At 36.9% G+C, this 15,735-nt stretch carries 9 protein-coding genes; 7 read left to right on the top strand and 2 right to left on the bottom strand.

The window, feature by feature from the left end:
• Positions 1-109: 109 nt before the first annotated feature.
• The gene (locus tag ACZ0AH_RS01610; RefSeq protein WP_463474150.1) at positions 110-844 is read right to left on the bottom strand and encodes an NUDIX hydrolase; all 735 of its coding nucleotides are present in this window, start codon (positions 842-844) and stop codon (positions 110-112) included.
• Positions 844-1,560: an NUDIX hydrolase gene (locus ACZ0AH_RS01615; protein WP_463474151.1), complete on the bottom strand. Its 717-nt coding sequence runs from the start codon at positions 1,558-1,560 to the stop codon at positions 844-846. Before ACZ0AH_RS01615 ends, ACZ0AH_RS01610 begins: the two co-directional genes overlap by 1 nt.
• A 389-nt stretch (positions 1,561-1,949) precedes the next feature.
• Between ACZ0AH_RS01615 and ACZ0AH_RS01620 the strand changes: the two genes are divergently transcribed.
• The 7 genes from ACZ0AH_RS01620 to ACZ0AH_RS01650 all read left to right on the top strand — a co-directional run bounded on the left by ACZ0AH_RS01620 (position 1,950) and on the right by ACZ0AH_RS01650 (position 15,475).
• Positions 1,950-3,443 carry a xylulokinase gene (locus tag ACZ0AH_RS01620; protein WP_463474152.1) on the top strand — a complete coding sequence of 498 codons (1,494 nt, stop codon included), beginning with the start codon at positions 1,950-1,952 and terminating at the stop codon, positions 3,441-3,443.
• Positions 3,444-3,445: 2 nt separating this feature from the next.
• On the top strand, positions 3,446-4,765 hold the full coding sequence (gene xylA / locus ACZ0AH_RS01625) for a xylose isomerase (protein WP_463474153.1): 1,320 nt from the start codon (positions 3,446-3,448) through the stop codon (positions 4,763-4,765).
• 47 nt (positions 4,766-4,812) lie between these two features.
• Positions 4,813-7,899: a SusC/RagA family TonB-linked outer membrane protein gene (locus tag ACZ0AH_RS01630; RefSeq protein WP_463474154.1), complete on the top strand. Its 3,087-nt coding sequence runs from the start codon at positions 4,813-4,815 to the stop codon at positions 7,897-7,899.
• Between the two features lie 12 nt (positions 7,900-7,911).
• Positions 7,912-9,489 (top strand): RagB/SusD family nutrient uptake outer membrane protein, encoded by a 1,578-nt coding sequence (locus ACZ0AH_RS01635; protein ID WP_463474155.1) that lies wholly within the window; start codon positions 7,912-7,914, stop codon positions 9,487-9,489.
• A gap of 22 nt (positions 9,490-9,511) precedes the next feature.
• Positions 9,512-10,366, top strand: a complete 855-nt coding sequence (locus ACZ0AH_RS01640; RefSeq protein WP_463474156.1) for a hypothetical protein — start codon at positions 9,512-9,514, stop codon at positions 10,364-10,366.
• Positions 10,367-10,460: 94 nt separating this feature from the next.
• Positions 10,461-12,950: a glycoside hydrolase family 2 TIM barrel-domain containing protein gene (locus tag ACZ0AH_RS01645; protein WP_463474157.1), complete on the top strand. Its 2,490-nt coding sequence runs from the start codon at positions 10,461-10,463 to the stop codon at positions 12,948-12,950.
• A 125-nt stretch (positions 12,951-13,075) separates the two neighbouring features.
• Positions 13,076-15,475, top strand: a complete 2,400-nt coding sequence (locus ACZ0AH_RS01650) for a glycoside hydrolase family 31 protein (RefSeq protein ID WP_463474158.1) — start codon at positions 13,076-13,078, stop codon at positions 15,473-15,475.
• Positions 15,476-15,735: the final 260 nt, after the last annotated feature.

Raw genomic sequence — 15,735 nt, forward strand, 5'->3', positions numbered from 1 at the left:
GCTGTGGCAATTGCCGTAGAGCATGTTATTAAGGCGCAAAGATAGCGCAAAGTTTTGGATTCTGGAATGTAGTTGTTATATAGTTAGATTCAGGAATCTAAATCGGGCTTTAAAATTCAAAATTAAATCCTTTTTCTGTTAGTTTTTTGTAAACATCAGGATCAAATTTGTACAATTTTGCTGCCCTGTGCGAAACATCTTTTTGTTTTTCATCAAGCGCAACCAATAGTTTCATATGAAGAATTTTTCTGCGGAAATTCGATTTGTCCAATTCGATTCCTAATATTTCTTCATATAAATGCATTAATTGCAAAAGCGTAAATTTTTCAGGTAAAAGATTAAAACCAATTGGTGCCTGCCGAACCCGATTACGCAATTGCATCAAACTGAAATCTAAAATTTCGTTATGGTCAAAAATCAAATTCGGAATAGTATTTATTTTATACCATTTCGCTTCAATTACAGAAATACTCGCTTTAATATTATAATCTTCACGATTGACCAGAGTATAATATCCAATCGTTATAACTCTTGTATTTTTTACACGATCAGGATCAGTAAAAGCTTTTAGCTGTTCCAGATAGATGTTGTCAAGGCTTGTCAATTCATTTACTATTCGAAGGGCAGCATTATCAACACTTTCGTCTAAATATAAATCCCCGCCAAGAAGTCCCCATTTTCCGGCGCTTTGTCCTCCGGCATGTTGTACTAAAAGAACTTCCAGGTTTTTTTTATCGAAAGAAAAAATGACGCAGTCAATCGTGATCCCATGTATAACTGTTTTTTTATCTACAGTTATATTGGTGCTCTTTTCAGAAATATTTTGAGAGGATGAAGATGCCATTAAAATTCAAAGTTAAATCCTTTTTCCGTTAGTTTATTATAAATCTCCGGATCGAACTTGTATAATTTTGCGGCTCTGTGTGAAACGTCTTGTTGTTTTTCATCTAATGCAACCAGTAATTTCATGTGAAGAATTTTTCGGCGGAAATTCGATTTATCCATTTCGATTCCTAAAATTTCCTCATATAAATGCATCAATTGCAAAAGCGTAAATTTCTCCGGCAAAAGATTAAAACCAAGCGGTGCCTGACGAACCCTGTTTTGCAAATGTTTTAAACTATAAGAAAGAATTTCGTTGTGATCGTAAATCAAGTCCGGAATGCTGTTTATTTTATACCATTTAGCATCAGAAGCTGTAAAACCAGCTTTAATATTATAATCTTCGCGTTTTACCAAAGCATAATAACCAATCGTAATAACGCGTCGAAGCGGGAAACGATCCGGATCTCCAAATGCTTTCAATTGCTCCAGATAAATATTATCAAGACCGGTAAGTTCATTCAATAATCGGTGTGCAGCGTTATCCGTACTTTCTTTTTTATAAATCCAGCCTCCCGGAAGTCCCCATTTTCCTTTACTGATTCCTTCTCCGTGTTGCACCAAAAGCACTTCTAAACTTCCCTGATCAAATCCAAATATAACACAGTCAATCGTGATCGCATTCATTGCGCTTTGCTCGCTTTTTAAAGCTGAATCGTCATCTGTATTTTTAACCATATCCCATTTAAATTTTGACAAATTAAATAAATTAAATCAATAGTTGGTTTTATAAAAGCTTTATATTTTTTTTAACGGAATAGTTTTCTGACAATCAGCCGTTTGAAATACTGCTAAAATACAATTCTGAAATAATAATCCTTAAACGACTGATTGTCAATTTGCTAAAACGCTATTTTTTTGACATTTTTTATTTCAAATTAACCTAATATTTTATTGTATTCCTAAAAATCAAGTTCAAATAATTAGAATTGAAAAAAATTAACCCTAATATTTTGTTAATATAGAAAAAATGTTTTACACTTGTAGTCAAAATAACCATAAGATAAGTTCAGTTTGACTATAAGTTTAAAGTGAACGATTTTCTAACCAAATAAAAAGTACCACAAATGTTTTTTTTAGGAATTGATTTAGGAAGCTCTTCAATAAAATTATCAGTTTTCGATCCTGAAAAAGGAACGACAATTGGCGCAGTAAGTGTTCCGGATTTCGAAATGCCAATTGAAGCCCCAAAATTTGGCTGGGCAGAACAAGATCCTGAATCCTGGTGGCAATATGTAAAAGACGGAATCAAACAATTGGGCTCAAAATCTAATATTGATCTAAAAAAAATCGCCGGAATTGGAATTGCGTATCAAATGCATGGTTTGGTTTTAACCGATGAAAATTTAAATCCGGTTCGTACTTCGATTATTTGGTGTGACAGTCGTGCTGCGATTATTGGAGATGAAATTTATGCAAAGATTGGTGCTGAAAATTCTCAAAAACAAATTTTAGGAAGTCCTGGAAATTTTACAGCTTCAAAACTAAAATGGGTAAAAGACAATCAGCCTGAAGTTTTCGCCAAAGCGAAATATATGATGCTTCCGGGAGATTTTATTGCTGCAAAACTTTCAAAAGTAGCACAAATAAGTACTTCAGGTTTATCAGAAGCCGCTTTATGGAATTTCTCAGAAGGAAAACTGGCAACAGAAATTCTTTCTCAAATGGGATTAACAGCAGATATCGTTCCGGAAATTGTTTCAAATTTTGGAATTCAGGCAACCATTCACCCAGAAATTGCTCAGGAATTAGGATTAAATCCCGATGCAAAAATCACCTACAGAGCCGGAGATCAACCCAACAATGCCTTGTCATTGAATGTTTTGAAACCTGGCGAAATCGCTACAACAGCCGGAACTTCGGCAGTTGTTTATGCCGTAAGCGATCAGGATGCTTACGATAAACAAAACAGAATCAATACTTTTTTACACGTCAATAATTCGGAAACTGAAAAACGCAACGGAGTTATGTTGTGCATTAACGGTTCCGGAATTTTATACCAATGGTTACGCAAAATCATGTCGGTTGACAGAGCAGAATTAATTGCCTACGAAAAACTAAATGCCGAAGCTGCAAAAGTAGAAGCTGGAAGTAACGGACTTCGTTTTTACCCTTTTGGAAATGGTGTTGAACGTATTTTCAATAACAAAAATGCCACTTCGGGAATCCAGAATTTAAATTTCAATATTCATCAGCCATCACATTTGGTCCGTGCGGCCTGCGAAGGAATCGTGTTTGCCATGAATTACGGTTTTGATGTAATGAAAGAAACAGGAGTTTCAGGAACGGTAGTTCGCGCCGGAAATTCGAATTTATTTTTGAGTCCGGTTTTTAGAGAAATCTTCACCAATACTACACAAACTACTTTAGAATTATACAACACATCCGGAGCCGAAGGTGCCGCAAGAGGCGCTGCTTACGGTTTAGGATATTACAATTCGCTTGACGAAGCTTTTGCAGGATTGCAATGTTTAGACCGAATTGAACCCAATGAAATCCTGACGACTCAATATCAGGATTTATATCAAGAATGGAAAAATCAAATTAAAATAGAACAATAAGAATGAGCACAACTAATCAATATTTTAAAAACATAGACACGATTAAATTCGAAGGTAGAGAAAGTGATAACCCACTGGCTTTTAAATGGTATGATGAAAATCGTGTCGTTGCGGGAAAAACATTAAAAGAGCATTTACGTTTTTCGATGGCGTACTGGCATACGCTGTGTAATACGGGAGGAGATCCGTTTGGAGCTTCGACTGAAACTTTTTCATGGGATAAAAATGAGAATGTCATTTTAAGAGCAAAAGACAAAATGGACGCTGCTTTTGAGTTTATGACAAAATTAGGTTTGCCATATTATTGTTTTCATGATGTTGATGTGGTGGATGATGCGCCAACATTAGCAGAATTTGAAACTCGTATTCAGACTATGGTTGAATATGCGAAACAAAAACAACAGGAATCTGGTATTAAATTGTTGTGGGGAACTTCAAATTTATTCAGCAATCCGCGCTACATGAATGGTGCAGCGACAAACCCAAACTTTGATGTTTTGGCGTATGCAGGAGCTCAGGCAAAAATTGCAATCGATGCAACAATTGCTCTTGGCGGAGAAAATTATGTTTTCTGGGGAGGTCGTGAAGGATATATGAGTTTGTTGAACACAGACATGAAAAGAGAATTAGACCATTTAGGAAGATTCTTAAATACTTGTAAAGATTATGCTCGTAAAGAAGGTTTTAAAGGAAACTTCCTGATCGAACCAAAACCTATGGAACCTACGAAACATCAATATGATTATGATGCAGCAACTTCATTAGGATTCATCAATAAATACGGACTTCAAAATGATTTCAAATTAAACCTTGAAGTAAATCACGCCACGCTTGCCGGACATTCTTTCGAACATGAATTACAAGTTGCAGTTGATGCAGGAATGTTAGGAAGCATTGATGCAAACCGCGGAGATTACCAAAACGGTTGGGATACAGATCAATTTCCAATAAACTTACAGGAAGTTACTCAGGCTATGTTGGTTATCCTTGAAGGTGGCGGAATTCAAGGCGGCGGTGTAAACTTTGATGCAAAAGTGAGAAGAAATTCAATCGATTTAGAAGATAAATTCATTGCGCACATTGCAGGAATGGATGTTTTTGCAAGAGGATTAATCTGCGCAGATCAGATACTTCAAAATACAGACTATAAAAAATTACGCACACAGCGTTACAGTTCGTTCGACAGTGGAAACGGAGCCAAGTTCGAAAACGGAGAATTATCTCTTGAAGATCTTAGCAAAATTGCACGTGCAAGCGGAGAACCTCAGCCTCTTAGCGGAAGACAGGAGTTATTCGAACAAATTATCTCGAATGCATATTAATTAGACTTAAACGTACTAACTATAAATTTTAACCAAACTTAATTATTATGAAAAGCAAATATTGTATTAAAACAACAATGCTCCCGTTTTGTATGGCGCTGTTGCTTAGCGTATTTATGTTGCAGTCCGGTTTTGCCCAGGAACAATCCAGATTTGTAAGCGGAAATGTAACATCGGCAGATGACGGAATGGGAGTTCCCGGTGCTACTGTTGCAGTGCAAGGTTCTAAAACGGCTACAGCAACTGATTTTGACGGAAACTATAAACTGGAAGCTAAAACAGGTGATGTTTTGGTAATTAGTTTTATGGGATTTAAAACTCAGCAAATTACTGTTGGAACTCAAAAAACGATAAATGTTGTCATGCAGTCCGAAACTGCCGAACTTAAAGAAATCGTAGTTATTGGTTACGGAACTCAGAAGAAAAAGGTAAATACTGCCGCAACTTCTTTAGTTTCTGGTAAAGACATTCAGCAAGTGGCGAGTTTAGATGTTGTAAACGCTTTGCAGGGTCAGGCTTCTGGTGTAAATGTTACTTCGGCTTCAGGACAGCCTGGCGCAGGAATGGTAGTTAACATTCGTGGAGTTGGAACCGCTGGAAACAGTACACCTCTTTATGTTGTTGATGGTGTAGTAGTTGATAACGGAATCGGGTATCTTGATCCGTCTTCTATCGAAAGAATTGACGTTCTTAAAGATGCTTCTGCTGGATCTATTTATGGTGCAAGAGCAGCAAACGGAGTTATTTTGGTGACAACCAAAAAAGGAAAAGATGGTAAAATGAATGTGGCATTTAATACCTACACTGGTTTTCAGCAAGTAGCTAAGAAATTAGATTTACTGAATACACAGGAATATACAACCATTATGAACGAAGCCCGTGTAAATTCTGGTTTAACACCATTATATACGCCTGCACAAGTTGCAGCATTCCCAAATCACGATTGGCAGGATGATTTATTTAATGATGGTGCAATGAAACAAAATCACTCCCTTTTAATTAGCGGCGGAGATAAAAAATCGACAATTGCAACCGGATTATCCTATTACGGACAAGAAGGAATGATTGGCAGCAGTACAAGTCAATCCCAATATGATCGTGTAACATTCAATGTAAATTCGACTTCAGAAGTTATTGAAGATCACTTAAAAATTGGAGAAAATTTCTCTTTCGCCAATGTTAAAAGTTCAGGAATTGCAGATCAGGGAATTTACAGCAACGGTATCAGAAGCTTCTTAAATGCTGCTCCAATTGATGCCGCTTACGATGCTAATGGAGGTTTTGCACACTCAGTTATTTCAGCAGATATTAGTAATCCGGTAGGATCATTATACTACAATAACTTCAATGAGACTAAAACAAACCGTTACGTTGGAAACATTTTTGCAGAATTAAAATTCTTAAAAAACTTTACCTACAGAACCAGTTTTGGTGTTGACATGAGCGATAGTAATTACCGTTCTTTCAGACCAGTTTATTCGCTGTCTTCAAACGATAATAATACCGTTTCAAGTGTTACTCAAAATGCAACTAAATCAATGGGTTGGATTTTTGAAAACACCGTTCAATACAAAGGAACCTTAAACGGCGTACATAATTTTGATGTTTTGGTAGGAACTTCTGCTAAAAAGAATACATCTGATTTTATGGAAGGAACGGGTAAAAACCTAACTTTTGATGATTTTTCACATGCCTACTTAAGCAATGCAACAGATCAAACTTCAAATACGGTAAAAGGAAACCGTGCTGATTATGCGATTCAGTCTTACTTTGGACGTTTATTATACGATTACAACAACAAATATTTGTTTACAGCAACCATCAGAAGAGACGGTTCTTCAAACTTTGCTTCTTCAAACAGATACGGAAATTTCCCATCACTTTCTGCAGGTTGGAATGTTGACCGTGACTTTTTCCCGGAAAGTAAAGTCGTAAACAACTTTAAACTAAGAGCAAGCTGGGGACAAAATGGTAACGACCAGATTCCTGCTTTTTCTTATATGTCAACAATTAGTTCATACAATAAAAACTACCATTTTGGTACAGGAGACGAAACGTTGCAAACAGGAGCGAGCCCGGATCAGCTTTCAAACAGTAACCTGAAATGGGAAACTTCTGAGCAATTAGATTTTGGTTTTGATGCTACTTTGTTCAATAACTTCACAGTAACTTTTGATTACTACGACAAAAAAACAAAAGACTGGTTGGTTCTTGCTTCAATTCCAGCTTATGCCGGAGCAACTGCACCGTATATCAACGGAGGAGATGTGAGCAATAAAGGGGTAGAACTTGCTTTGGCCTATCATACAAAAATTGGAAAAGACTGGAATCTTTCGGTAAACGGAAACATTTCGCACAACAAAAACGAAGTACTTCGAGTAGCGAATAGTGAAGGAATTATTCACGGAGACACAAATTTACTTTTTCAGGGATTAGACGAGATGAACCGTGTTGAAGTTGGAAAACCAATTGGTTATTTCTACGGATTAAAAACAGCCGGAATTTTTCAAAATGCTGCTGAGGTAGCTGCAGGTGTACAACCAAGTGCGCAACCGGGAGACGTTCGTTTTGTAGATTTAAATAATGACGGAAAAATTGACGCAAATGATAAAACAGAAATTGGTAATCCAAATCCTGATTTTACTTACGGTTTCAACTTTGATGTTTCTTATAAAGCATTTGATTTTTCTATGAATACCTATGGAGTATCAGGAAGTCAGAATGTATTTGGAGTTCACGATCCAACTCGTGGTTACACAAACAACACAACAGATGTTTTGAACAGATGGACAACGGAAGGAAGTTCGAACAGAATTCCGAGAGTTACTTACGGAACTGATGCGAACGGAAATTATACGAGATTCTCTGATTTGTATGTTCAAAATGCAGATTTTTTCAGAATTAAAAATGCTTCTTTAGGTTGTGATTTAGTAAAAATGACTGATAAGCTGAACTTCTTCAGCAAATTCAGATTGTATGTTGCGGCAAATAACCTTTTCACTTTTACAAAATATCAGGGAATGGATCCTGAAATTGGTTTTGGAAACACAAATCAATCTTGGGCAAGAGGAATTGACGTAGGATATTATCCACAGCCAAGAACATACATGATGGGTCTTAATGTTAACTTTTAAATTTTAAAAACGATGAAAAAATATATAAAATTATTAGCTGTCTCAAGCTTATTCGTTTTGGGAGCTTGTTCAGATGATTTTCTGGATACAGAACCTTCTACAACTAAGGTTGAAGAAAATTTTTATAAAACACCAACTGATGCTTATCAGGGATTAGTTGCTATTTACGACATATTGCAACGCGAAGCTTACGGAGGACCTTTGTTGATTAGCGAGCAGGCTTCTGATGATTGTTTTGGAGGATATGGTATTGCGGATGCGCAGTCAGATATCGAATGGGATCGTTTTTTATACGTTTCTAATAAAGATATGAATGCCGATGTCTGGAAAAATTCTTATTTAGGAATTTACAGAGCCAATATTTTATTAGAACACCTGAACAACGTAAACTGGGGAACTGATACTGCTTTAAAAACAAGATACGAAGCAGAAGCTCGTTTTTTAAGAGCACATTTCCATTTTCAGGCTGCTAAAATGTTCGGTGATATTGTGCCTTTAGATCACACTATTAGTTCTACAGAGTTTCAATTGCCAAGACAATCTGCTGAGGTTACGTATGCTTTAATCGCAAATGATTTGAAGTTTGCTGCAGATAATTTAAACAATGACAATTATTCGCAATCAGGAAATGCAAATTACGGACGTATTACAAAATGGGCTGCCGAAGCTTATTTGGCAAGAACCTTTTTATTCTATACAGATTATTACAAAAAAGCAGATTTAGCGGGTGTAATTACAAAAGCACAAGCAACGACTTATATTAATGATGTGGTTAGTAATAGCGGACATGCATTACTTCCTGATTTTGCTAATCTTTGGCTGGCTGCTTCTTTTGAGAAATTTGCCGGAGAAGATAATACAGAAATGGTCTGGGCGGTACGTTTTAACGGTTCAGGAAAAGGAGATTGGAATTTAAACGAAGGAAACCGTTTTCAGGTTGATATTGCACCACGTGGCGGAGCTATTGGTAAATATGCAACAGGTTGGGGTGGAGCAACAGTAAATCCTAAATTATACAATGCCTATGAAGCTGGAGATACACGTAGAGACGCAACAATCATTAGTTATGCTGCCGAGAATTTAAACTTTGATGCAGGTGCAAGAGAACAACGTCAATACACAGGATATTCATGGAAAAAATATTGCCCAATTACCAATGAAGCCGGAGTAAGTGTTGTAGAAGCTAACGGAGGAAATTTCCAGATTGACAACTACCAGGATTATGCTATTATCCGTTTTTCAGATGTATTGTTAATGGCTGCTGAATTGAACTTAGGAACAAATGCAGCTTTAGCGCAAGCAGATTTAGACGGAGTTCGTGATCGTGCTTTCAAAAATACAACGCACAGAATACCAGTTACAAAAGCAGCTATTATGAATGAGCGTCGTTTAGAGTTAGCGCTTGAAGGACAACGTTATTTCGATTTAATCAGACAAGGTGTAGATGTAGCAAAATCGGCAATCGATAATAATGACGCAGGATCTGATTTTGCAGTGACTTTTAGACCAGAAACTTTAGGCTGGTTCCCGTTGCCACAATCTCAAATAGTGCTTTCAAACGGTACTATTTCTCAAAACCCGGGTTGGTAATTAATTTTAAAAACAAATGATTATGAAACGTATTCTATATATAGTAATAGCTGCAATAACCATAGGCTCCTTATTGTTTTCGTGTGAGCCGGTTGAAGACCGTGAGAGTTTGCCTGCAGTTACACAAACGGCATCAAACCTAAAATTTTCAGTAACACAAAATGCTGCGAATAAAAACATAGTGATTTTAAAAAATGAAGATCCAACCGTAATTCCGTATTGGAAATATACAGATGAAAATGGTAACGAATTAGGGCATTCTAATAAAAGCGACGATCAGGTTACGCTTCCTTTCGCAGGAAAATATACTGTTTATTTTACCGCTTATACAAGAGGAGGTTCTGTAGATGCCGCACCGGTTGTAGTTGATGTTGCCGAAAATGATGAAAGCTATTTTAGCGATCCAAGATGGAACATGCTTACCAATGGAGTAGACGGAAAAACATGGGTTTTAGACTTTATCGATCCGGTAGGCTGGTCAGGTTTAGATTATCCTGGTGCATCCGGAGATAATTGGAACTGGTTTCCGGACTATGCAAGTAATTCGTGGGTTATGCCAAGTAAAGATTGGGGCGAAATGAAATTTGACCTTAACCGAGGTTATAATACAACAGTAACACAAACCGCTCTTACAACTACACAAAAAACTACTAAAACAGGAACTTACGGTTTTGATATCGCAAATAATAAATTGACTTTTAATGGTGGGGTAGAAATGCTTTACGGAGGAGATTATTACGGAGATGTAAGCAATTGGTATAGTGTAAAAGTGGTAGAACTTAGCGCAACTTCATTAAGATTAGGAGTTATCAGAGATAAAAGCAGAACTGGCGAAGGAGTTTGTCTGATTGTTTTTCACTACAAACCAAAACCATAATTACATAAAAAATAAACATACCGGTAGGGGATTGATACAGTCACTTATCGGTATGTTTATATTTGTTTTTACAAACAATAAAAATCCTGTCGAAATGAAGAATAAAAGTAAATACTTAAATAACGGATTATCATTATTAATGTTAATCGGAATTATACTATTTGGTTCGTGCAGTAAAAAAGAAAATGTTTTTGATAACCGAAAAGTCTCTTTTAATGCAGATTGGAGTTTTCATTTAAATGATAGCATAATTGATAAAGACACTATTGGAACTTCGACTAAATGGAGAACCTTAAATGTTCCGCATGATTGGAGTATCGAAGGTAAATTTGACGAAAAAAGTCCAGCAGGATATGGAGGTGGAGCACTTAATGGAGGTTTAGGATGGTATAAGAAAAATTTCAAGATAAGTGATTCTGATAAAGATAAAGTAATATCAGTTATCTTTGACGGCGTTTATAAAAACAGCGAAGTCTGGGTAAACGGGCATTATTTAGGAAAACGTCCAAACGGATATATTGGCTTTCAATATGAAATTTCCTCTTATTTAAATTACGGCGAAAAAGACAACGAAATTATCGTAAAAGTTGATAATTCAAAACAACCCAATTCGCGCTGGTATTCAGGATCAGGAATTTTTAGAAATGTCTGGATCGAAACCACCGATAAAGTACACGTTGCACAATGGGGAACTTATGTGACAACTCCAAAAGTGAGTGCCGAAAAAGCTTCGGTAAATTTTGAAACTACGATTCAGAATCAAAACCCAGCTTCAAAAAAAGCAACTATTACAACCACAATTTTTAAAGAAAATACCAAAGTAACATCGGTTACTCAAAATATAACTATTGGTGCAAACGCAAATCAAATCCTTAAACAGGAAACTGAGGTTGAAACGCCAGTTTTATGGTCTGTAGAAAAGCCTGAATTGTATACAGCAGTTACAGAAATTTCGGTAGATGATAAAATTGTAGATCAATACAAAACCAATTTCGGAATAAGAGATTTCAAATTTGATACCGATAAAGGTTTTATCCTTAACGGAAAAAAGGTCAAAATTAAAGGAGTTTGTATGCACCATGATTTAGGTCCGTTAGGTTCAGCAATTAATACAAGAGCGATCGAACGTCAACTTGAAATTTTGAAAGAGATGGGCGTAAACGGAATCAGAACTTCACATAATCCGCCAGCTCCGGAACTTTTAGACCTTTGCGATAAAATGGGTTTCATTGTCATGGATGAAGCTTTCGACATGTGGAAACAAAATAAAACCAAATACGATTACGGAAATGATTGGGACAAATGGCACAAAAAAGATTTAACAGATCAATTGCTTCGCGACCGTAATCATCCAAGTATTTTTATATGGAGTATTGGAAACGAAATTCCGGAACAATGGAATGAAAAGGGTGTTGAAATCGCAAAAGAATTGGCTGGAATTGTACGTCTGATCGATAAAACGCGACCACTTACAGCAGCGATGAATCCGCCCGTAAATATGAATATTGATGACGTAACGTTACAATTCGAAAAAAAGAATGTGCAGTTTAATCCTCTTGCAAAATCTGGAGTTTTAGATCTTATCGGATACAATTATGCGCATCAAACTTATGCACATCATAAAGAAAATTTCCCTGGAATTCCTTTCATCGCAACCGAAACTACTTCAGGATTACAAACTCGCGGTTATTATGATAAAGTTTCAGATACTATAAAAAAATGGCCGGTAAGTTGGGATCAAAAATTTACAAAAGGAAATCCGGGCAATACAGTTTCCGCTTACGATCAGGTTCAAACGCCTTGGGGTTCTACACACGAAGCCACCTGGAAAGTCATTAAAAAATACGATTTCCTTTCAGGAATGTACATCTGGACAGGTTTCGATTACATCGGAGAACCAACTCCGTACGAATGGCCGTCGATCAGTTCTTATTTTGGAATTGTAGATTTAGCCGGTTTCCCAAAAGACGTGTATTATATGTACCAAAGCGAATGGACAGACAAAACCGTGCTGCACATTTTTCCACATTGGAACTGGAAAGCCGGACAAACCGTTGATGTTTGGGCATACTATAATAATGCAGATGAGGTTGAACTTTTCCTTAACGGAAAATCAGTTGGAATCAGAAGTAAAAAAGGAGACGATTTACACGTTATGTGGAGAATTCCTTTCCAACCCGGAACTCTAAAAGCAGTTTCCCGTAAAAACGGAAAAACAGTTCTGGAAACCGAAATCAAAACAGCCGAAAGTCCATCGCAATTAAAACTTACGGCAGACAGAAGTAACATCAAAGCCGACGGAAATGATTTGTCATTTGTAACGGTTGATATTCTCGATGCAAAAGGAACTTTGGCACCAACGGCAAATAACGAAATCAATTTCTCATTAAAAGGAGACGGGAAAATCGTAGGCGTTTGCAGCGGAGATCCGGTAAGTCACGAATCATACAAAGGTTCAAAACACACCGCGCTTAACGGAAAATGTTTGGTCATTATTCAATCTGAAAATAAAACAGGAAGATTAGAATTAACCGCTAAAGCGAATGGATTAAAACCAGCGACAATTGTAATTACAGCAGAGTAATAAGTCACCGCTATTCCTGCAAGGTTTTCAAAACCTTGTAGGTATAATTAACACATCGAATAGGCTAACACAATACCTACAAGGTTTTGAAAACCTTGCAGGAAAGGAAATAATAAAATTAACAAATGAAAAACGCACAACTAACCACATTGTTTTCAATCTGTATGTTTGGATTGCTGCTTATGCCAAAAGCGTCTGCACAAATTCAAAATGCAGATGTGCTTAATGCACCAATAGACATCAGTAAAGATTTTCAGAATTATCTGAACACCTTTTATTTTGCCGATGAACTGACCGCTTTTGATCCGGCAACGGGGAAAGGAACGATAAAATATTTGAGATACAATTATAAAACACGTCAGGCTTTCAATAACATGATGATGAAACCGGATGTTGAAAAAGCGAACGAATTTCCAACAACAGAATATCAGGAGTCACCAGAATTGCCGTTTCAGATTCAGTTTGTTTCAGACAGAACGATCCGAATCAAAACGACTTCAGGGCCGCAATTTCATCCTGAAAAAGAATCCCTAATGCTGATAAATGGTGTTGCACCAAATCATCCTGAATTATGGAAATATTCTAAAATAGAAGGCGGACATAGATACACCAGCAAACACGGAGTTGTAGAAATTTTGACAAAACCATGGCACGTAAAAATTTACGATGAAAATGGAAAATTATTGACAAGTACGCTTCATGATTCTGATTTCAAAAATACCTATACACCAACACTTCCGTTCTCGTATGTACGCAGAAATAGCGATTATTCCAGAAGTATGGGCGCGGCTTTTAGCTTAGAACCGGACGAAAAAATATTTGGTTGTGGAGAATCTTTCACACAATTCAACAAACGCGGACAAAAAGTAATTTTATGGACAGATGATGCAAACGGAATCCAGAATGAAACGATGTACAAACCAATTCCGTTTTATATGAGTAGCCGTGGTTACGGCGTTTTCATGCACCATTCGACACCAATTACAGTTGATTTTGGAAAATATTATGCAAGTGCAAACGAAATGTACATTGGAGATGATGAAGCCGATTTGTTTTTCTTCATCGGAGAACCAAAAGACGTTCTGGACCAATACACAGATTTAACCGGAAAAGCAGCCATGCCACCGCTTTGGTCATTTGGTTTCTGGATGAGCCGAATCACGTATTTCTCTGAAAAAGAAGGAAGACAAGTAGCAAAAGATTTACGTAAATATAAAATCCCAACAGATGTAATTCACTTTGATACCGGTTGGTTTGATGTAGATTGGAGAAATAATTATGAGTTTTCTAAAGACCGTTTTCCGGATGCACAAAAAATGATGTCAGATCTTAAAGACGATGGTTTTCATGTGTGTTTATGGCAATTGCCGTATTTTTCACCAAAGAATACCTTGTTCAATGAAATCATGGATAAAAACTTAGCCGTAAGAGATCGCAAAGGAAATCTTCCGTACGAAGATGCCGTTCTTGATTTCTCAAATCCTGAAACCGTAACCTGGTATCAGGCAAAACTGAAACATTTATTTGATCAGGGCGTTTCGGTTTTCAAAGTAGATTTTGGAGAAGCAGCGCCGCCAGACGGAATTTACCATTCAGGAAGAACAGGTTTTTATGAACATAATTTATACCCGTTAAGATACAATAAGGCTGTAGCAGAAATTACTCAAAAAGAAAAAGGATATACGTTAATCTGGGCAAGAAGTACCTGGGCAGGATCTCAGCGTTACCCGTTACATTGGGGTGGAGATGCCGAAACTTCAAACGGAGCAATGTCGGCAGAATTACGCGGCGGACTTTCATTAGGTCTAAGCGGATTCAGTTTCTGGAGTCATGACGTAGGAGGATTTGCAACAAAATCACCGGAGAATTTATACAGAAGATGGGCACCTTTCGGGATGTTTACCTCACACGTAAGAAGCCACGGTGAACCTCCGCGCGAACCTTGGTTGTACAGCAAAGATTTTCTTGAAGGATTTAGAAAAGCAGATAATATGCGTTACGAATTAATGCCATATATCTACGCTCAGGCAAAAGAAAGTTCACAAAAAGGATTGCCAATGATGCGTGCTTTATTTGTAGAATATCCAAATGATCCGGGAGCTTGGTTAGTAGACAACGAATATTTATTTGGCTCAAGCATGCTGGTTGCACCACTTTTTGAAGAAGTAACCGAAAGAGACGTTTACCTTCCGGAAGGAACATGGATTGATTATCAAACCAAAAAAGTATATCAATCAGGCTGGCATAAAATCAAAGCCGGCGAAGTACCAATCGTAGTTTTAGTAAAAGACGGAACAGCTTTGCCCCACATCGCTTTAGCACAATCTACAAAAGACATGGATTGGAGCAAATTAACCTTAAAAGTTTATGCCAGCGACAAAACAACTTCGGCGACAGCCAAAGTATTTTTACCGGACGGAGATGCAGTAAAAGAAATTAAAGTAACCAAAAACGGAAACAATTTTGATGTAACATCAAACCCATTTCAAGGAAAAACGACTCTGAAAACAGAGTGGATAAAATAAAAAAAGTTGCCACGAATTACACGAATTTACACGAATTAATTTGTGATAATTCGTCGCAAAAGTCACAGAATTAAAGAATTAAAAATTGAGTGATTTTTATCCCGTAGGGATTTCATGTCGGTAGCAATATCAACCAATGTAGTCATTTTTCCCGTTAGGGAATACACAAAAGAAGAACATGTAGTCCCTGACGGGACATTGAAACCGGTTTTCTGTTTTTTTCTACCAACATTAAATCCCTACGGGATAAAAGAATTAAA

It is taken from the genome of Flavobacterium sp. AC105, assembly GCF_979258495.1.